Origin of the sequence: Ewingella sp. AOP9-I1-14, from assembly GCF_052375995.1 — a bacterium.
Classification (GTDB): Bacteria; Pseudomonadota; Gammaproteobacteria; order Enterobacterales; family Enterobacteriaceae; genus Ewingella; species Ewingella allii.
On the sequence record NZ_JBQSVA010000001.1, the window covers coordinates 845395 to 865962 of the forward strand.

At 52.8% G+C, this 20568-nt stretch carries 18 protein-coding genes; 9 read left to right on the forward strand and 9 right to left on the reverse strand.

Annotated elements, in window-relative coordinates:
- Positions 1–14 precede the first annotated feature (14 nt).
- From ypfJ to dapA, 4 genes are all read right to left on the reverse strand, one after another.
- The gene (ypfJ, locus tag ACT3RT_RS03925) at positions 15–884 is read right to left on the reverse strand and encodes a KPN_02809 family neutral zinc metallopeptidase (protein ID WP_034792098.1); all 870 of its coding nucleotides are present in this window, start codon (positions 882–884) and stop codon (positions 15–17) included.
- Positions 885–1142: 258 nt separating this feature from the next.
- A complete protein-coding gene (purC, locus tag ACT3RT_RS03930; protein ID WP_100937345.1) occupies positions 1143–1856 on the reverse strand; it encodes a phosphoribosylaminoimidazolesuccinocarboxamide synthase in 714 nt (237 codons plus the stop codon).
- Between the two features lie 100 nt (positions 1857–1956).
- Entirely contained in the window at positions 1957–3027 is a 1071-nt protein-coding gene (gene bamC / locus ACT3RT_RS03935; RefSeq protein WP_353502898.1) for an outer membrane protein assembly factor BamC, read from the reverse strand.
- 16 nt (positions 3028–3043) lie between these two features.
- On the reverse strand, positions 3044–3925 hold the full coding sequence (gene dapA / locus ACT3RT_RS03940) for a 4-hydroxy-tetrahydrodipicolinate synthase (RefSeq protein WP_034792103.1): 882 nt from the start codon (positions 3923–3925) through the stop codon (positions 3044–3046).
- 127 nt (positions 3926–4052) lie between these two features.
- Here dapA and ACT3RT_RS03945 point away from each other — a divergent pair, with 127 nt between their 5' ends.
- Positions 4053–4631 carry a glycine cleavage system transcriptional repressor gene (locus ACT3RT_RS03945; protein WP_353502899.1) on the forward strand — a complete coding sequence of 193 codons (579 nt, stop codon included), beginning with the start codon at positions 4053–4055 and terminating at the stop codon, positions 4629–4631.
- A 12-nt stretch (positions 4632–4643) separates the two neighbouring features.
- Positions 4644–5111: a thioredoxin-dependent thiol peroxidase gene (gene bcp, locus ACT3RT_RS03950; RefSeq protein ID WP_034792107.1), complete on the forward strand. Its 468-nt coding sequence runs from the start codon at positions 4644–4646 to the stop codon at positions 5109–5111.
- A gap of 76 nt (positions 5112–5187) precedes the next feature.
- On the opposite strand, the gene ACT3RT_RS03955 is transcribed toward bcp, so the two are convergent.
- Positions 5188–6252 (reverse strand): AI-2E family transporter, encoded by a 1065-nt coding sequence (locus ACT3RT_RS03955; protein WP_353502900.1) that lies wholly within the window; start codon positions 6250–6252, stop codon positions 5188–5190.
- A gap of 268 nt (positions 6253–6520) precedes the next feature.
- Here ACT3RT_RS03955 and ACT3RT_RS03960 point away from each other — a divergent pair, with 268 nt between their 5' ends.
- Positions 6521–8041, forward strand: coding sequence for a beta-barrel assembly-enhancing protease (locus tag ACT3RT_RS03960; RefSeq protein ID WP_496202528.1), 1521 nt, complete (start codon positions 6521–6523; stop codon positions 8039–8041).
- A 36-nt stretch (positions 8042–8077) separates the two neighbouring features.
- Complete coding sequence (gene arsC, locus ACT3RT_RS03965; RefSeq protein WP_485903735.1) at positions 8078–8434, forward strand: arsenate reductase (glutaredoxin); 357 nt, start codon at positions 8078–8080, stop codon at positions 8432–8434.
- A gap of 14 nt (positions 8435–8448) precedes the next feature.
- Here the strand turns inward: arsC and hda are convergent, their stop codons facing one another.
- The 3 genes from hda to upp all read right to left on the reverse strand — a co-directional run bounded on the left by hda (position 8449) and on the right by upp (position 11426).
- Positions 8449–9156, reverse strand: coding sequence for a DnaA inactivator Hda (hda, locus tag ACT3RT_RS03970; protein WP_185689525.1), 708 nt, complete (start codon positions 9154–9156; stop codon positions 8449–8451).
- Positions 9157–9374: 218 nt separating this feature from the next.
- Positions 9375–10667: a uracil permease gene (gene uraA / locus ACT3RT_RS03975; RefSeq protein WP_496202529.1), complete on the reverse strand. Its 1293-nt coding sequence runs from the start codon at positions 10665–10667 to the stop codon at positions 9375–9377.
- A gap of 132 nt (positions 10668–10799) precedes the next feature.
- Entirely contained in the window at positions 10800–11426 is a 627-nt protein-coding gene (upp, locus tag ACT3RT_RS03980) for a uracil phosphoribosyltransferase (protein ID WP_353502903.1), read from the reverse strand.
- Between the two features lie 222 nt (positions 11427–11648).
- Between upp and purM the strand changes: the two genes are divergently transcribed.
- The 5 genes from purM to ppx all read left to right on the forward strand — a co-directional run bounded on the left by purM (position 11649) and on the right by ppx (position 18109).
- Entirely contained in the window at positions 11649–12686 is a 1038-nt protein-coding gene (gene purM, locus ACT3RT_RS03985) for a phosphoribosylformylglycinamidine cyclo-ligase (RefSeq protein ID WP_185689523.1), read from the forward strand.
- A 24-nt stretch (positions 12687–12710) separates the two neighbouring features.
- Positions 12711–13349, forward strand: coding sequence for a phosphoribosylglycinamide formyltransferase (gene purN, locus ACT3RT_RS03990; RefSeq protein WP_496202530.1), 639 nt, complete (start codon positions 12711–12713; stop codon positions 13347–13349).
- Positions 13350–13560: 211 nt separating this feature from the next.
- Entirely contained in the window at positions 13561–14136 is a 576-nt protein-coding gene (speG, locus tag ACT3RT_RS03995) for a spermidine N1-acetyltransferase (RefSeq protein ID WP_353502905.1), read from the forward strand.
- A gap of 316 nt (positions 14137–14452) precedes the next feature.
- Positions 14453–16531, forward strand: coding sequence for a polyphosphate kinase 1 (gene ppk1, locus ACT3RT_RS04000; RefSeq protein WP_353502906.1), 2079 nt, complete (start codon positions 14453–14455; stop codon positions 16529–16531).
- A 27-nt stretch (positions 16532–16558) separates the two neighbouring features.
- On the forward strand, positions 16559–18109 hold the full coding sequence (gene ppx, locus ACT3RT_RS04005) for an exopolyphosphatase (protein ID WP_353502907.1): 1551 nt from the start codon (positions 16559–16561) through the stop codon (positions 18107–18109).
- A 63-nt stretch (positions 18110–18172) separates the two neighbouring features.
- On the opposite strand, the gene ACT3RT_RS04010 is transcribed toward ppx, so the two are convergent.
- Positions 18173–20413, reverse strand: a complete 2241-nt coding sequence (locus ACT3RT_RS04010; protein ID WP_353502908.1) for a sensor domain-containing phosphodiesterase — start codon at positions 20411–20413, stop codon at positions 18173–18175.
- Between the last annotated feature and the right edge of the window lie 155 nt (positions 20414–20568).

Genomic DNA, 20568 nt, shown 5'->3' on the forward strand with positions numbered 1-20568 from the left:
GAAATATCAGGCGATTAGCGGCTGGCAAAGGTGTTGCACTGGTTAGGATCACCACTGTCGAAACCGCGTTTGAACCAGGTATAGCGCTGCTGCGACGTGCCGTGGGTAAAGCTGTCTGGTACCACGCGGCCCTGACTCTGCTGTTGCAGACGGTCATCGCCAATCGCCTGCGCGGCGTCCAGCGCCTCTTTCAGATCGCCCTCTTCCAGCATGTTTTGTTGCTGCACGCTGTGGCCCCAGACGCCGGCGAAGCAGTCGGCCTGTAGCTCCATTTTCACTGAAAGCTGATTGACTGTGGTTTGCGACGCCCCTTGCTGCATCTGGCGAACTTTGCGCTCGATGCCCATCAGGTGCTGCACGTGGTGTCCCACCTCGTGCGCCACCACGTAGGCCTGAGCAAAGTCTCCGCCCGCGCCGAGCTTGTTTTTCAATTCTTGATAGAAGGACAGATCGATATAAACCGTGCTGTCCGCCGGGCAGTAGAATGGCCCCATGACCGACTGGCCGGTGCCGCAGCCGGTACGGGTTTGGCCGCGATACATCACCAGTTTAGGGTCGACATAGGTTTGGCCCTGACGCTGGAAAATCTCTTTCCAGGTATCTTCAGTGGAAGCCAGCACCACTGAGGTGAACTTAGCCTGTTCATCATCTTTCGGGCTGATGGACTGAGACTGGGTTTGCTGCACCCCGCCGGACTGGCCGCCGTCAATTAACGGAGTGAGATCCACGCCGTAATAACCCGCCACCAGCACCACAATAATAATCACTATGCCGCTTTTACCGCGGATTGGCAGGCGCATGCCGCCGCCGCCCAAACCGGGTCCCGAACTCTGCCCGCGCCTGTCTTCCACATTGTCGCTCTCGCGACGCCCTTGCCAACGCATAGTCCACCTCCCAGCTGTTTTTTTAAGACTAGATAATGAGTGCGGGAAATACCATTTCCCCAAGCGGGCAATTTTACGGGAGTTATTCCAGAAATGAATGGAATTTGAGATAGGTTTAGTGGAATTGAGATAAGTCAGGGGCCAAAAGAAAAACGGGTAGCCCAGATAGGCCACCCGTTTGCTGCGCATTCAGGCTAGATTGCATCAAACGCCACCGCGTAAACGATTGCGTCGCTAGCCTGAAAAAATCGTTGCCGATCAGTCCAGTTTCACACCAATACGGTGAGCCACTTCTTCATAGGCTTCAATCAGGCCGCCGAGACTCTGGCGATAGCGATCTTTGTCCATCTTGTTCAGCGTTTGCTTGTCCCACAGGCGGCTACCGTCTGGAGAGAACTCGTCACCGAGAACCACTTCGCCTTTGAACAGACCGAACTCTAATTTGAAGTCGACCAGGATCAGGCCCGCGTCGTCGAACAGCTTGCTCAGCACGTCGTTAGCTTTGTAGCTCAGCTCTTTCATGCGCGCTAAGTTCTCTTCGTTAACCCAACCGAAGGTTTTGCAGTAAGACTCGTTGACCATTGGGTCATGCATTGCATCGTTTTTCAGGAATAAATCGAACAGCGGTGGGTTCAATTCCAGACCTTCTTCAATGCCCAGACGTTTTACCAGCGACCCAGCAGCGCGGTTACGGATAACGCATTCAACCGGAACCATATCCAGCTTCTTCACCAGCACTTCGGTATCCGACAGCAGACGTTCCATTTGGGTAGGAATGCCAGCTTCTTCCAATTTGCTCATGATGAAATGGTTAAACTTGTTGTTAACCATGCCTTTACGGTCGAACTGCTCAATACGCTCGCCATCGAGTGCTGATGTATCATTACGGAACTCCAAAACCAGCAGGTCTGGGTTTTCGGTGGTATAGACGGTTTTCGCCTTTCCGCGATACAACTCAGCTAACTTTTGCATCTTTACTTACTCCAGTAGTAAACAATTAATGGTGATTCTTTAAAAATAACCGATGAAAAGAGAGATGTAAAAAGGGGCCGAAGCCCCTTTTAGTTCATTCTTACTTCGCCGCGCTGCTCTGGTTAAACGCAGCCTGCATGACCGCAACCATCGCATCGTTCTGCGACTGGCTGAGTGCATGTCCTTTAGGATCAAGGAACTGCAAGCTACTACGGTTATCAAGGTCGCCGACCTGAATTTTGTAGTCGCCGGAAGCAAGGCCCGGGTCTTTGGCACCCAGAGTGTCCCACGCGTCGTCATTCAACGGTTTGTAAGTCACAGAAAGCGTACCCTGCGGGCGGCTGCTGTCGGTCACTTTCATGCCAGCTTTCGCCAAGGCATTCGGCAAGCGATCCCAAACCACGCCGTAGCTTGAACGCACGATCAACACGGCCAGGCCGGTATCATCTGCGCCGCTCTGGACGTCAATCTCGCCCACTTTACGGTTTTCGAGACGCGCCTGCTCGTCCTGTTGGACTTTATCGAGGCTAGCCGTAATGGAGTTCAGCATCTGGCTGTTGTAACGCTGGATCTCAGCCGGTGAGGTCACCGCCTTGTCCTGCTGTTTCAATTCAAGCGTTTTGGCAATCAGCGCCAGCTGGTAACCCTGCTGCTGCACGGTGATTTGGTAACGGCCCTGATATTGGAAATCTTCATCAGCACGGTTCCAATCAACCATATCCGTGGTCAGCGTCTGGTTAGCATCGTCACGGTTAGCAATTTTGAAATTGTTTTGCTGAACGGCTTTCACCACGTTGTTCCACAGGTCGCGGTTTTGCGGGGTGTTTTCCAGCAATACCGTGCCGCTGTCGCCGCTGAACTGAGTGCGGGAACCATTGAGCAGAGCCAGTGGTTGCTGCGGTGGACGGATATCCAATTGCTTACCGACGTTGCCTTTCAGCGAGCCGGAAGGAATTTCGTAAGTGCCGTTTTGCAGTGGCAAAATCATCCCTGCTGGCGTTTTTAATTCGCTGACAGGTGGGGCATCCAGATAAGCTTCATCGCCGCTTACCTGACGCTTGTAGCGCTGATCGCTGGAACATGCCGCCAGCAACATAATGAGGGACACGCCCACCACTTTCGCTACCATCGACTTTTGCAATCTGGTCTTTTGAACTAATGAACAGGCCATCAAATCTCCCTAAGAGTTACAGCAAACCGGCGCTTTTAAGAGCTTTTTCCACTACCGGACGGGCAGCATCTGTTAACGGCGTCATAGGCAGACGCAGAGTATCGGTTGCCATCAACCCCAGTGCCTTACAGGCCCATTTCACTGGAATTGGGTTTGCTTCTACAAACAAATCCTGATGCAACGGCATCAAGCGCTGATTTAAACGGCGCGCTTCGGCAAAATTGCCCTGCGCCGCCAGCTCACAAAGTTGCGCCATTTCGCGCGCTGCCACGTTGGCAGTGACCGAAATAACACCTTTGCCGCCAAGTTGCATGAAGTCCAGCCCGCTGGCGTCATCGCCGCTCAGCAAGATGAAGTCTTCATCATCAACCAGCACTTGGATCTGGCTAACACGACTTAAGTTCCCTGTCGCTTCTTTCAAAGCAACAATATTCTTAATTTTTGCTAAACGCGCCACGGTGGCTGGCAGCATGTCGCAGCCAGTTCGCGAAGGCACGTTGTAGAGAATTTGCGGCAGCGCCGTGTGTTCAGCAATGGCTTTAAAGTGCTGGAACAGGCCTTCCTGCGTTGGGCGGTTGTAATAAGGTGTCACGGTGAGACAGCCTACTACGCCAGTGCCTTCGAAACGTTGGGTGAGAGAAATCGCTTCCGCGGTCGAATTAGCTCCCGTCCCCGCGATAACCGGAATGCGCCCGTCAGCCAACTCAAGCGTCTGCATGACCACGTCCCCGTGCTCATCATGCGTTAAGGTGGCTGATTCACCGGTTGTGCCTACGGAAACGATCGCCGCAGTACCACTGGACACATGATAATCAATCAGTTTTTTTAAACTCGCGCGATCGACAACACCTTTGTCGTCCATCGGCGTAACCAGTGCAACAATACTTCCCGTAAACATTGACCTTCCCCTCCACAAACAGGTCATCCATGGTACTTTTGACACCACTGCAAAAGCAAGCAATCAACGTGTTGTAAGCGCTTGTCCGGCGGTTTTTTTTATGTTTACCTTGGGAATACTCCCAAGCATGACAGGAAGAGCAATTTTGCCGCAGCAACAACAACACTATCTTGTTATCACCGCACTGGGTGCCGACCGTCCGGGTATTGTCAACACCATTACCCGTCAGGTCAGCAGTTGCGGTTGCAACATTGAAGACAGCCGTCTGGCAATGCTCGGTGACGAGTTCACGTTTATCATGTTCCTCTCAGGTAGCTGGAACGCCATCACGCTCATTGAGTCCACGCTGCCGCAAAAAGGCGCAGAGCTTGAGTTACTGATTGTGATGAAACGCACCAGCGCCCATGACCGGCCACCCATGCCTGCCACCGTTTGGGTGAAAGTCGACGTAAAAGACTCCCCGCACCTGATTGAGCGATTCACCGATTTATTCGATACTCATCAAATGAACATTGCTGAGCTGGCGTCTAAAACCCGCCCTGCGGACAGTGAAAATCCGGCGCAGTTGTCTATACAGATAACCGCCCACAGCCCAGCTAACACTGACGCCACAATAATTGAACAAGCCTTTCATCAGCTATGTACAGAACTGAAAGCGCAAGGCAGTATTAACGTCGTGAGCAACACTCAGCATGATGACAATTGACGGAGATTTGTAATGAACCCACTGAAAGCCGGTGATCCTGCGCCGCAATTTAGTTTGCCTGACCAAGACGGCGAACAAATTAACCTGGCCGACTTCCAGGGACAGAAGGTCCTGGTTTATTTCTACCCTAAGGCCATGACCCCAGGTTGTACCGTTCAGGCCTGTGGCCTGCGTGACAACATGGATCAGTTGAAAAAGGCCGGAGTAGAAGTGCTGGGGATCAGCACTGATAAACCAGAAAAACTGTCGAAATTTGCTGAAAAAGAGCTGCTGAACTTCACGCTGCTGTCAGATGAAGATCATCAGGTCTGTCAGGCATTTGGCATCTGGGGCGAGAAGACCTTTATGGGCAAAACCTATGACGGTATCCATCGCATCAGTTTCCTGCTGGATGGCAATGGCAAGGTTGAGAAAGTATTCGACAACTTCAAAACCAGCGATCACCACGACATCGTTTTGGCCTACATCAACGGCCAATAAGCGTTGTACTGATACTGATTTATAAAAAAAAGCGCAGACGCGCTTTTTTTATGTCTTCAATCAGCCGGTTTACAGCTTAGGTAGTTTCGTTAAGCAGTTCGTCAGGCCAGACGTGCACCACGGCTTTCACCAGCGTGGCGAGCGGGATAGCGAAGAACACCCCCCAGAAGCCCCACAGCCCGCCAAAAATCACTACTGACAGGATGATCACCAGAGGGTGCAAGTTCACGGCTTCAGAGAACAGCAGCGGCACAATCACGTTGCCATCCAGCCCCTGCACCACCAGATAGGCGACAAACAGCGTCCAGAAGTCAGCCCCCATCCCCCACTGGAATAGCGCCACCACCACTACCGGAATAGTCACCAGCATCGCGCCGATATAAGGAATGAGCACTGACAGCCCCACCAGCACGGACAGCAGCAGCGAATAACGCATCCCCATGACGAAGAACACCAGATAGGTCGCCACGCCGACGATAATCATCTCCAGGACTTTGCCACGAATATAGTTGGTGATTTGCTGGTTCATCTCCTGCCACACCTGCCCGGCTAAACCACTGTCACGCGGCAACACCCGGCGCACCGCGCACAGCATCTGCTCTTTATCTTTGAGCAAGAAGAACACCATCATCGGCACTAAAATCAGGTAGATAGCCAGCGTCAGCAGCCCGACCAGCGACGCCAGAGAGAACTTCACCAGATTATCACCCACGCCGGAGAGCTTACTGCGCAGGTTTTCAGCCATCATGTCGATGATCCCGGCATCTACCAGCGCGGGGTAGCGTTTCGGCAAGGTGGCGGCGAAATCATAGAAACGGTTGAGCATATTCGGCAGGTCGGCCATCAAATTAATGCCCTGCTGCCAAGTGACGGGCGCGATAACAAACACCCCCAGCATCACAATACCGGCGAAAATCAGCAGCACCACGCTGGTCGCCAGCGTTCTGGAGAGCCCGAAATGCTGCAAACGCACCACCGGCCATTCCAGCAGGTAGGCCAGAACAATTGCCACCAGCAGAGGGGCGAGGATGCCGTGTAAGAAGTAGAGAATGCAAAAACCGGCGACCAAAATGGCCAGCAAAGCAATGGCTTGAGGATCGGTGAAACGTCGGCGGTACCATTGTAATAACATCTCAAGCATAGGATATCGCTCCTGTTAGATCCTGATGTGACAAGCCCGTACACTCATGGTCAGCTCCCGGCCTGCAACTAACTTTTAGTTGAATGTGTTGTCACAGTGAGTGCAGGGGGAGACACTGCAAATATTCCAGAAATCGCTATTGTTAAGTATCAGATAAATAGCCAAGAATATGTCACTACCGGAGTGTACCGGAGTGCGTTCATGGAAGGATAACTCTTAAAGCGGTTTATGTCAGAGTGTTGATGAATTCATTAGGAATGATTTAATTATGGCGATGCGGTTTAAAAAAACGCTCACAGCCCTATTAGTGGGAAGCTTAACGGTCGGCAGCCTGACGCCGGCACTGGCCGATGACAGCAGCTATTGGACCACGCCGATTGCGTCCTCCAATCCGAATAAACCGTCGATTACTGACCAGCTTCCCGACATGGGCACCACGGCTGGCGGCACCCTGAGTATCAATCAGGAGCTGCAAATGGGCGATTTTTATGTCCGCCAGATGCGCGCCAGTACCCCGCTGATTAATGACCCGCTGCTCAACCGTTACATTAACGAGCTGGGGCAGCGGCTGGTGGCCAGCGCCTACTCGGTGCGCACGCCGTTCCACTTCTATATCGTCAATAATGATGAATTAAATGCCTTTGCCTTCTTTGGCGGCAACGTGGTGCTGCACTCTGCCCTGTTCCGCTATACGGATAATGAAAGCCAGCTGGCCTCGGTGATGGCGCACGAAATCTCCCACGTGACCCAGCGCCATCTGGCCCGCGCGATGGAAGATCAGCGCAAAAACGCCCCGCTCACCTGGGTCGGCGCCCTCGGCTCTATCTTGTTGGCGATGGCCAGCCCGCAGGCCGGTATGGCCGCCCTGACCGGCACCTTGGCTGGAACCCAGCAGGGCATGATCAGCTTTACGCAGGGTAACGAGCAGGAAGCCGACCGTATCGGCATTCAGGTTCTGCAACGTGCAGGCTTCGACCCGCAGGCGATGCCCGCGTTCTTACAAAAGCTGGCGGACCTGTCGAGCTACTCCAGCAAGCCGCCGGAAATGCTGCTGACCCACCCCTTGCCGGACAGCCGTCTGGCCGACATCCGCAACCGCGCTAACCAGATGCCGCACCTTAACGTTCAGTCTTCGCAGAGTTATTTATTGGCTAAAGTGCGTATGCTCGGCATGTACGGCACGGAAAGAAATCCGCTGACCGATGACTACTTAACTCAACTGAGCAACGGCAATATCCGCGACCAGATGGCGGCGAAATATGGTCAGGCATTGCAGTTCTACAAAGCGAAAAAATACGATCAGGCGCGCAGTATTTTGGAATCTTTGCTGGAGAAAAACCCGGGCAATGACTGGTTCCTCGACTTAGCCACTGACGTCGATGTCGAGCAGAAACACGCGCCACAGGCCATTGCGCGGCTGGAAAAGGCCAATGCGGAAACCAGTAAAAACCCGGTGTTGCTGCTCAACTTAGCCAATGCTTATCTCGAAGGCGGCCAGCCTGCAAACGCAAGTCGCATCCTCAACCGCTATACTTTCAATTACCCGAATGATCCAAATGGTTGGGATTTACTGTCACAAGCCAGTGGTGCGCAGGGTTTACGCGCTCAAGAGTTAGCGGCCAGAGCAGAGAGCATGGCGCTAATGGGCCAGCTTGATCAGGCCATCGAACTTCTGAGTAACGCCAGTGCATTGCAGAAGCTGGGCAGTCTTGAACAGTCGCGCTATGACGCCCGTATTGACCAGTTGCGCCAGCTACAGAAGCGCTTCCGCCAATATCAAAAGGGCTGATTGGACGCTGAGCAATAAACAGAGAGGGAGAACCTTATGCAACATGATGTCGCGATTTATCACAATCCGCGCTGTAGTAAGAGTCGAGAAACGCTGAAGTTACTCGAAGATAAAGGCATTAAGCCGGAAGTGATTCTATATCTCGAAATCCCGCCGTCGGTGGATACGCTGAAAGAGCTAGTGAAGAAGCTGGGATTTGATTCTGCGCGCGATTTAATGCGTAAAGGGGAAGAGATTTATAAAGAGGAGAATCTGGCCGATCCGGCGCTGAATGAGCAGCAGCTGTTGCAAGCCTTGGCCGATCATCCACGTTTGATTGAGCGCCCGATCGTGCTGTCGAAAGGCAAAGCGCGGCTGGGACGCCCGCCTGAGCAGGTGCTGGAGATCCTGTAAATCGGCGAACCGAATTACAGGTTAAGAATATCTTTCACAAAGGGGATCGTGAGTTTGCGCTGTGCCGTGATGGAAGCTCTGTCGAGCTGATCAAGCGTCATAAACAGCGTGCGCATCTCGCGATCCAACCTCTTCAGCAGGAAGCGACCGACGTCCTCCGGCAGTTCAAACCCACGCAGTTTCGAGCGCAATTGCAGCGCTTGCAGCTTCTCTTCGTCAGACAGCGGCTGCAACTTGTAGATTTGCCCCCAATCCAAACGCGAAGCGAGATCAGGCAAGCTGAGATTAAGCTGGCGCGGCGGGCGATCCCCGGTAATAAACAGTCGGGTGCGGCCGGTTTCCAGAATACGGTTATACAGATGGAACACGGCGGCTTCCCACTCGTCATCCCCCGCAATCCCTTCAATATTGTCGATACAAACCAGCGCCAAATGTTCCATGCCATCAAGCACTTCCGGCACGAAATAGGCGCGTTTATCCAAAGGCACATAGCCTACCGCTTCGCCACGCTGGGAGAGTTCAGCACAGGCTGCGTGCAGCAAATGGCTGCGGCCACCGCCCTCGCGCGACCAGAAATAGATGTAAGTGCCGTGCTCTTGATGCAGCGCCGTTTGAATGGCAGAAAGCAGAGAGGGGTTCTCCCCCGGATAAAAACTGGCAAAGGTTTCATCATCAGGAAGATAAAGTGGCAGGGAAAGCTGTGCCGGCGTATTCAGAAGCACCTCAACCAATACGGCTTATAAACCGCAAATGTTGTTATCAACAAAAAGTCGTATCTCATGGTTATTTTTCGGGTTGTTGCCGCCATAAACAGAAAGCGGGCAACGGCAGAATTCTAGCATAGGATCCTGCCGGAGTTGAACTGTGCCCCGCACAACCGCTTGCTAACCGAGCTAATCGCCGGGTGGAGGATCCCGCAACCGGCGATTAGCGGGAAGATTTACGCCGCGCGATCCTCGCGTTCATCTTCGATATCAATGATCTCTTCTTCGCCGCGCACCAGTTCAATCACTTTGAACAGCAGGCTGAGGAAGATACCGACGATGGTCGCCAGCGCCATGCCTTTCAGCTCCGCAGCGCCAATGTGGATCTTCGCGCCGCTGACGCCGATGATCAGAATGACCGCGGTGAGGATCAGGTTCTGCGCTTTGTTGTAATCCACTTTGGACTCAATCAGCACGCGGATACCCGAGGCACCAATCACGCCGTAAAGCAGCAGAGAAACGCCGCCCATGACCGGAACCGGCACGGCCTGAATCGCCGCCGCCAGCTTGCCAACGCAGGACAACATAATCGCCAGAATCGCCGCGCCGCCGATAACCCAAGTGCTGTAGACCTTGGTGATCGCCATTACGCCGATGTTTTCGCCATAGGTGGTATTTGGCGTAGAACCAAAAAAGCCCGACAGCACGGTGGATAAACCATTCGCCAGCATCGAGCGATGCAGGCCCGGGTCGCGCAGCAGATCCTTTTTGACAATATTCGCCGTCACCACCAGATGCCCCACGTGCTCGGCAATCACCACCAGCGCGGCGGGCAGAATGGTCAGAATCGCCACCCACTCAAAGCGCGGAGTGTAGAAGGTTGGCAGCGCGAACCAATGAGCGGACTCAATGGTAGAAACGTCAACCACGCCCATAAAGAATGACAGCGCATAGCCCACCAGCACGCCAATCAGAATCGGGATAATCGCCAGGAAGCCGCGGAATAGCACTGAGCCGAGCACCGTCACGGCCAGCGTTACCATGGAAATGGTAATGGTGGTGGAATCAGCCGACGCGCCCTCGGCAGGCAGCAATCCGGCCATGTTGGCGGCAACCCCCGCCAGCTCTAACCCGATGACGGCAACGATTGCGCCCATCGCCGCAGGAGGGAACATGACGTTTATCCAGCCAATCCCGGCCTTTTTCACAATCAGCGCGACTAAGCAGAACAGCAGGCCGCAGACGATAAACCCACCCAGCGCCGCCTCATAGCCCATCGGTAATAACAGCAGCACCGGCGAAATAAACGCAAAGCTGGAGCCGAGATAAGCGGGAATTTTGCCCTTACAGACAAACAGATACAGCAAAGTGCCGATGCCGTTGAACAGCAGCACCGTGGCCGGATTAATTTTAAACAGGATCGGTACCAGCACCGTGGCACCGAACATAGCGAACAGATGCTGGAAACTTAGGGGAATGGTCTGCAACAGCGGCGGGCGCTCACTTACCCCAATGACGCGACGTGTCATGAATAGATCCTCTCAAAGAGTTGGCGATTATAGGTGTCATGTTTCAGCCGTGGCGGCCTGATGAAAAGGTAAAACCCTGATAAAAAATCAAAAAAAAGCCGACTTCTCAGTCGGCTGCTTTGTAACGAATGCTTATTTAGTACCAAATATCTTGTCGCCCGCATCGCCGAGGCCCGGCACGATGTAACCATGCTCATTTAACCCCTGGTCAATGGAGGCGGTGTACAGCTCAATGTCCGGGTGCGCTTTCTCTAACGCGGCAATCCCTTCTGGAGCAGCAACCAGTACCAGCACTTTAATGCTCTGGCAGCCGGCTTTTTTCAGCAAGTCGATCGTGGCAATCATCGAGCCGCCGGTCGCCAGCATTGGGTCAACCACCAGCGCCAGACGCTCTTCAATATTAGAAACCAGCTTCTGGAAATAAGGCACAGGTTGCATAGTTTGTTCGTCACGGTAGACGCCCACCACGCTGATACGCGCGCTTGGAACGTGCTCCAGTACGCCTTCCATCATGCCCAGGCCGGCACGCAGAATTGGCACTACAGTGATTTTCTTACCTTTGATCTGATCGATTTCTACCGGGCCGCACCAGCCTTCGATAGTTACTTTCTCAGTTTCTAAATCAGAAGTTGCTTCATAGGTCAGCAGACTCCCCACCTCAGAAGCCAGTTCGCGAAAACGTTTCGTGCTGATGTCATTCTCACGCATCAGGCCCAGCTTATGTCGCACCAGCGGGTGTTTCACCTCAACGATCTTCATTTTTATTTCTCCTAAGGTGGTTGTGCTGCAAAAAAAAATCGCGAGATTATAACGCCTTTTTTTTTGAACGCCACTGCCAATAGCCTGATCGCGGTCAATAGAATGTCGATCAACAGTATAGACAGCAGAATGACTCTCAACCTCACAAGCCCCTCGCAAACGTTTGCCTTGGCTGTTAGAATTGCCGCGTTTTATTTTACCAACCGCCTTGGGGATTACGCAGTGACCGACAAGACCTCTCTCAGCTATAAAGACGCAGGTGTGGATATCGATGCAGGTAACGCATTAGTAGACCGCATCAAAGGTGTAGTAAAACAGACTCGTCGTCCGGAAGTGATGGGCGGATTGGGTGGTTTTGGTGCCCTGTGCGCGCTGCCGCAAAAATATCGTGAACCTGTGCTGGTTTCGGGTACCGACGGCGTTGGCACCAAGCTGCGTCTGGCAATGGACTTGAAACGCCACGACACTATCGGCATTGATTTAGTCGCCATGTGCGTTAACGATTTGATTGTTCAGGGTGCTGAACCCCTGTTCTTCCTCGATTATTACGCCACCGGTAAGTTGGACGTCGACACCGCCGCCAGCGTGATCACCGGGATTGCCGAAGGCTGTAAGCAGTCTGGTTGTGCATTAGTCGGCGGCGAAACCGCTGAGATGCCGGGCATGTATCACGGCGAAGATTACGACGTGGCAGGCTTCTGCGTGGGCGTGGTAGAAAAGTCAGAAATCATCGATGGCAGCAAAGTGGCTGACGGCGATGCAGTGATTGCTCTGGCAGCCAGCGGCCCGCACTCCAACGGCTACTCGCTGGTGCGCAAAATCCTCGAAGTGAGCAAAACCAATCCAGAAACCACGGATTTGGCCGGTAAGTCTCTGGCAGATCATCTGCTGGCACCGACCAAAATCTATGTGAAATCGATTCTGAAATTGATTGAGCAAGTTGAAGTTCACGGCATCGTGCATCTCACCGGTGGCGGCTTCTGGGAAAATATCCCACGCGTGCTGCCGGATAACACCCAAGTGGTGATTGACGAAGCAAGCTGGCAGTGGCCGGACGTGTTCAACTGGCTGCAAACTGCCGGTAACGTCAGCCGCCACGAAATGTACCGCACCTTCAACTGTGGTGTGGGTATGTTGGTTGCTCTGCCTGCTGAGCTGGCCGATGAAGCCGTGGCCTTACTGAATGATAATGGCGAAAAAGCGTGGAAAATTGGTAGCGTAAAAGCCTCTAATTCCGAAGAACGCGTTATCATCAAGTAAATTCGACTACAGACAGGTGTTGAGATGAAAAGGATCGTGGTGCTGGTATCAGGCGAAGGGAGTAACCTCCAGGCGCTGATTGATGCCTGCCAGCAAGGACGTATTTATGCGACGCTCAGCGCCGTCTTCAGTAATAAAGCCTCGGCATTCGGGCTGGAACGGGCGCAGTCGGCCGGTATTCCCGCCCATGCATTAGATGTAAAATCCTTTGCCGACCGCGCGGCGTTTGACGTCGCGCTGGCCGATGCCATCGAGGCTTATAATCCCGACTTGATCGTGCTTGCGGGCTACATGCGCATTCTCACGGCTGAGTTCGTTCAGCGTTTCGCTGGCCGCATGCTCAATATTCACCCTTCCCTGCTGCCAAAATATCCCGGCCTGCACACTCATCGTCAAGCAATTGAAAATCAAGATGAAGTTCACGGCACTTCCGTGCACTTCGTGTCTGAACAGCTCGACGGCGGTCCGGTTATTCTGCAAGCCAAGGTGCCGGTTTTCAGTGATGACAGCGAAGATGAGCTGGTTGAACGCGTGCAGACGCAGGAACACAGCATCTATCCGCTGGTGGTAAGTTGGTTTGTCGATGGTCGTTTATCGCTAAAAGATGGCGTGGCCTACCTCGACGGTAATCCGCTACCAGAGCAGGGTTACGCCGCAGATTAAACTGCCCGCAGGCGATGATTTCACTATAAACCGGCCACGTGCCGGTTTTTTGTTTTATATCTGTTTACGTTCGTTTACATATTGACCGCTATAATGACTGCGTGAGTGCACGTTTAAAGTCGTTTGTGTGCTCACCTTTTCTTAAAACAGGACTGTTTAAAGAGCCTAGTTTCTAAAAAGTATCCGAATAAACGACATTTCGGGAAATTTTATGTTTAGCAAGACCCACGTCAGATTACGTCCACTGGAAAAAGACGATTTGGCGTTCGTTCACCGTCTCGATAACAACGCAAGCATCATGCGTTACTGGTTCGAAGAGCCTTATGAAGCTTTTGTCGAACTGACCGACCTCTACAACAAACATATTCATGACCAAAGCGAACGCCGTTTTATCATTGAATATGAAAGCGGGCCTGTTGGTCTGGTGGAGTTAGTCGAGATTAATCACATACACCGTCGTGCTGAGTTTCAAATCATTATCGACCCCGCTCATCAAGGCAAAGGGTTTGCCGGTGATGCCGTCAAGTTAGCGATGGACTATGCGTTTTCCGTTCTTAACCTCTACAAGCTGTATTTAATCGTCGATAAAGAGAACAAAAAGGCGATTCATATCTACAACAAGTTGGGCTTTGAAGTAGAAGGCGAACTGAAACAGGAATTCTTCGTTAACGGGGAATACCGCAGCGCCATCCGTATGTGTATTTTCCAACCGCAATTCTTGGCGAAGTACAAAACCAAGCCGGCGGAATCCAAACGCGTTGATCCTATCGGCGCAGGCGTGGTTTAACCGCCCTATTAGCGGTGAACAAGCTGCTTTTCTAAAGCGTATCTTCATGAGATATCTTGTTCACCGCTAAGCTTTTTCCTCTCTCGTTGCGCCATTTAATGCTCACTTTCCACCCTCTGATTTAACCTCCGCTTTGTATTGGACTTTCCTGTCAATCTTTCGCAATATTGGTAGTAGACACTAGGCCCCTCTCTCTCAATATTTTCCATTAGAGATATGTCGAACATCCACAGGATGTGAGCTGGAAATAGCGAGATTTTCCCTGGTGATTCATCGTGATAACGCTGAATGTTGGGCCATAAAGAATGGAGTTAAAATGGGTCAGGAAAAGCTTTATATAGAAAAAGAACTGAGCTGGCTGTCCTTCAATGAACGTGTTTTGCAGGAAGCGGCAGACAAAAGCAATCCTCTGATCGAACGCATGCGTTTTTTGGGCATCTACTCCAACAATCTGGACGAATTCTATAAAGTTCGTTTTGCCGATTTAAAACGCCGAATTTTAATCAGCGAAGAACAAGGTTTTATCGGCGCGTCTCGCCATTTGCTGAAAAAGATTCAGGCCAAGGTTCTGCGCATAGACCAAGAGTTTGACAGTCTTTACAACGACCTGCTGCTAGAGATGGCGCGCAACCAGATTTTCTTGATCAACGAACGCCAGGTGTCTGAAAATCAGCAAAATTGGCTGCGTCAGTATTTCAAACAGCATCTGCGCCAGTTCATCACGCCTATTCTGATCAATCACGACACCAATCTGGTTCAGTTCCTCAAAGACGATTACACCTATCTGGCAGTCGAAATTATTCGCGGTGAAGAGATCCATTACGCGCTGCTGGAAATTCCATCAGACAAAGTGCCGCGTTTCGTTAACTTACCGCCAGAAACGCCGCGCCGCCGCAAGCCGATGATCTTGCTGGATAACATCCTGCGCTACTGCCTTGATGACATCTTTAAAGGCTTCTTTGATTACGACCAGCTCAACGCCTATTCGATGAAAATGACCCGTGATGCCGAGTACGACTTGGTGACGGAGATGGAATCGAGCCTGCTGGAATTAATGTCTTCGAGCCTGAAACAGCGCCTGACCGCCGAGCCGGTGCGCTTTGTTTATCAGCGCGATATGCCCGATGACATGGTCGAGCTGCTGCGCGGTAAACTGGGGATCTCTAACTATGATTCCGTCATTCCCGGCGGCCGCTACCACAATTTTAAAGACTTCATCGGCTTCCCAAATGTCGGCAAAGCCAACCTGGTCAACCGCCCGCTGCCGAGACTGCGCCATCTGTTCTTCGATAAATTCCGCAACGGCTTTGAAGCGATTCGCCAACAAGACGTGTTGCTTTACTACCCGTACTACACCTTTGAGCACGTGCTGGAGCTGCTGCGTCAGGCCTCTTTCGACCCCAACGTGCTGTCAATCAAGATCAATATTTACCGCGTAGCCAAAGACTCGCGCATTATCGAATCGATGATCCACGCGGCGCATAACGGCAAAAAAGTCACGGTGGTGGTGGAGCTACAGGCGCGCTTTGACGAAGAAGCCAACATCCACTGGGCCAAGCGCCTGACGGAAGCTGGGGTGCACGTTATCTTCTCCGCGCCGGGCCTGAAAATTCACGCCAAACTATTTCTTATCTCACGCCGGGAAGGCGATGAAATCGTCCGCTATGCTCATATTGGGACCGGCAACTTTAACGAGAAAACGGCCCGTCTTTATACCGACTACTCCTTGCTGACGGCGGACAGCCGCATCACCAATGAAGTGCGCCGGGTGTTTAACTTTATTGAGAATCCATACCGGCCGGTGACTTTCGAGCACCTGATGGTATCGCCACAAAACTCCCGCGATATGCTGTATAAGCTGATCGATCAGGAGATTGCCAACGTGCAGGCTGGCGGTAACGGCGGGATCACGCTGAAAATCAACAACCTGGTGGATAAGGGCCTGATTGATCGCCTCTACGCCGCTTCCAACGTTGGAGTGAAAATCCGCCTGTTGATCCGCGGCATGTGCTCGCTGGTACCGGAACTGCCGGGCGTCAGTGAAAACATTCAGGTGACCAGTATTGTTGACCGTTATCTCGAGCACGACCGGGTGTATGTGTTTGAAAATAATGGCGACACCAAAGTGTTCCTGTCCTCTGCGGACTGGATGACGCGCAATATCGACTACCGTATTGAAGTGGCCGTCGCCCTGCTGGATCCGACGCTAAAACAGCGCGTGCTCGACATCCTCGACCTGCTGTTCAGCGACACGGTGAAAGCCAGATATATTGATAAAGATCTCAGTAATCGTTATGTTCCACGCGGAAATCGTCGTAAGGTGCGCGCGCAGCTGGCTATCTACGACTACCTCAAAGCCTTCGAGCTTGAACATAATAAACAGCAACACGATTAGGCCTGACACTTTGGAGCACCACATATTATGCCCCTGAACAACACCATAAACGCCAAACCGCAAGAGATTGCGGCTATCGACCTTGGGTCAAACAGCTTCCATATGGTGATAGCGCGCGTCGTGAATGGCGCGCTACAGGTGTTGGGCCGCCTGAAGCAGCGCGTGCATCTGGCTGACGGTCTGGACAGCAACAACGTATTGAGCGAAGAAGCTATCCAGCGCGGTCTTGACTGCCTGGCGCTGTTTGCCGAACGTTTACAAGGCTTTCCCGAACAGAACGTGACCATTGTCGGCACCCACTCGCTGCGTCAGGCGGTGAATGCTGAAGAGTTTCTCCAGCGCGCCGCCGAGGTTATCCCCTATCCGATTGAAATCATTTCCGGGCAGGAAGAGGCGCGCCTGATTTTCATGGGCGTCGAGCACACTCAGCCCGAAAAAGGCCGCAAGCTGGTGATTGATATCGGTGGCGGGTCGACGGAGCTGGTGATCGGCGAAGATTTCGAGCCACTGCTGGCAGAGAGCCGCCGCATGGGCTGCGTCAGCTTTGGGCAATATTTCTTCCCCGACGGCGAAATCAGCCGCGCTAACTTTAAACGCGCCCAGCTGGCCGCCGCGCAAAAGCTGGAAACCATGGCCTGGCAGTATCGTCTGCAAGGCTGGCAGTACGCGCTAGGCGCGTCGGGCACCATTAAAGCCACTTATGAAGTGCTGGTGGAAATGGGCGAAAAAGACGGCCTTATTACCCCTGAACGCCTGAAAATGCTCACTGAAGAAGTGATGAATTACAAAAACTTCTCCTCGCTGAGCCTGCCGGGCCTGTCCGAAGATCGCCAGTCGGTATTTGTGCCGGGTCTGGCTATCTTGTGCGGCGTGTTCGATGCGTTGGCAATCAAAGAGTTACGACTGTCGGACGGCGCGCTGCGCGAAGGCGTGCTGTATGAGATGGAAGGTCGCTTCCGCCATCAGGATATCCGCACTCGCACTGCAAAAAGCCTGGCCGAGCACTACAACATTGACCGCGAGCAGGCGCGCCGCGTGCTGGAAACCACCGAATTACTCTATGCCCAGTGGCTGGCGCAAAACTCAAAACTGGTGCAACCACAGCTCGAATCTCTGCTGAAATTCGCTGCCATGCTGCATGAAGTGGGGTTAAGCATTAACCACAGCGGCATGCATCGCCATTCGGCCTATATCTTGCAGAATACCAACCTGCCGGGCTTCAATCAGGAGCAGCAAACCCTACTGGCTACGCTGGTGCGTTTCCACCGTAAAGGGGTGAAACTGGAAGAGCTGCCACGCCTTAACCTGTTCAAGAAAAAGCATTACCTGCCGCTGGTGCAGCTTTTGCGCCTCGGCGCACTGCTGAACAATCAGCGTCAATCCACCACCACGCCAGAGACGCTGCGACTGCTCACGGATGATAATCATTGGACGCTGCGCTTCCCCGCCGGTTATTTGGCGCAGAACAACCTGGTGCAGTTGGATTTTGAACGGGAACAGAGTTACTGGGACGACGTGACGGGCTGGAAGCTGATTCTGGAAGAAGAGGACGGCGAGCAGGAAGATCCTGCTAAATAACCCGCCAGCCTTTGGTTAGCCGCGATCCTGCCCTTTCACAAGGGGAGGATCGCGGTAACGCTTTTAGTTTATTGCCGAGTTTATCGGCTCCTGAACCAGCTGGCTGAGTGGCTCAGGCATTCCAATCAAATATCCCTGCATATAGTCCACGCCCTGCGCCCGCAGTGCTTCGCGCTGCTGTTCGGTTTCCACAAACTCAGCGACTATCGCCAAGTGTTTCATCCGCGCAACCTGACAAATTGACTGCACGATATAGGCATCCAGTGGGTCCGTCATCATGTTGCGCACGAAGCTGCCGTCAATCTTCAGGATGTCCGCCTGAATAAACTTCAAGCGGTCATAACTGGCATAACCCGTGCCGAAATCATCAATCGCAATGCGGCAGCCGTAGTGGCGTAAATCGCGCATGGAGAAATCAGCATATTTCACATTATGCAGTAGGTGAGATTCCGTCACTTCCAGCACGATTTGGAACGGCTCGACCTGATACTGCGCCATCAACGCCTTGAATTGGCTACTAAAAGAGGGGCGACAGAAGGTCGACGGCGAGAAGTTCACCGCGAAGCGCACGCTCGGCAGCTTCTCACGGTTATCGTTGATAAACATGAGGGTGTGCTTCAGCACCCAGATATCCAACTGATAAGCCAGACCAAATTCATGCACCACCGGCAGGAATTTTTCCGGCGTCATCAAGCCGCCCTCGTCATCCTGCATGCGCAGCAGGATCTCATGGTAGCTGTCGCCGCGAATACCGGCGATAGGCTGCGCCATCAGCACGAAGCGATCTTCATCCAGCGCGCGCTGGATTTTATGCAGCATCGCCACTTTGGATTTGATCTCTTTCTGCACCTGACTGTGGTCGCTTTTGTTGGACTCCGGCTTGCCGGTGGTCAACGACACCTCGGCAATACCGCTCAATTCCCCCAGCAGCATGTGCAGATGCTCAACCGGCGGGAAGACGGTGCAGTAGGACAAACCGATATTCGGATGCAGCGGCAGGCCGTTCCAAATCAGGCGAAAATCATCGACGTATTGCTGCAAGCGGTCCAACTTCTCCAGCGTTTCATCACAGTTGAGACGCAACACCAAATCGTACCCCGGCAGGTGATACACCCTCTCCCCTTCCTGCAAGAAAGGCCGCAGGCCAGTGGCCAGTTGCTGTTTGAACTGAATGCGTAACTGCATGCCGTAGTTGCGGCTGAGCACGTCCATTTCCGACACGCGAACAAAGCAGAGTAAAGAGCGCGGATAGCGCGATAAGTCACGATTGAAGGCCCGCAGGTTAGGCAAACCAAAAACCGGGTCCAGCAGGGCGGCCTGTCGGGTCTTTTTCATCAGCTGGCGTTGCATTGACGAGATAGAGGCCATCAGCAGCAGGCAGAGGGTAAACACCAGCATCAGCGCTGAAACAAATACCAGATTATGGACAAAGTCCTTCTCGTTGATGAAGCCGCGATAATTGCTAAACAGCACAATCAGCGCCCCCGTCCAGACGAGCGTAATGAAGTGATAGCCGTAGCGCATCGCACCAAACAGCAGCACCGGCAGCAGCAGGGTTAAGGTGTAATCGCTGAGCAGAATTTTGGCAATCGGCTCACTGATCCCCTCCATGCTCAGCAAAATCACCATCACGCTCAGCAACGCAAACCACAGTACAATCTCGACAGACTTCACGCCCGGCGAGCGCTGATTAAGCATGATTTGGCGCAGCACGCGCAGATAGCGAGGTTTACGCAAAACGCGAAACGTCAGGTACCACAGATGCCCACTCAGCAAGATACCCAGCATCATCGCCTGAAGATTGATCAGGGTCCGCAGCGTCATAAATTCACGGGTCACCATGCCCAGATAGCCCGGCAGCAGTCCCAACTCCACTACGATTTGCAAAATAAAGATGTAGAGGCAGGAGAGGAAAATCACCAGCCAGAAGACGCGCGGGAGCGGCAGACGCAGTAACCCAAAGGTCGCAGACCAGCGTTTACCGGCATGCCAGCGATAACCGGCCCAAGAAACGCTCAGGCAGAACAGATAGATAAGCGTCAGTAGCGATGCCATTTCGGCGCCGATACGCAGGTCATAGCGGATGAACATACCTATCGCGATACCCGGCAAGGCGCGCCAATCAAAGACCATCATTAGCGCTACACACACCGCCAGCGGCATGTACATCAAATAAGTACGACCTTCCGGCAAGAAGATAATGGGCGAGAAGTAAGACGAGATATTGATAAACACCAGTGCGCACAGCAGGGGCAGGCCCCACCAGTGGCGGCTGTATTCACGCCAAGATAAAAATTTACTCATAGGATATGCCATGTTTTTCCGCAGGCGATCCACGCAGGTCGCGTGCTGGAATCATTGAGAGGCCAGATGAACGGTCAACAACGCCAAAGAAACAACGGGTTTAAGGAAACGTCAAAAGACTGGCCACAAAAAGCGGTAAAAACAGATTTCGCAGC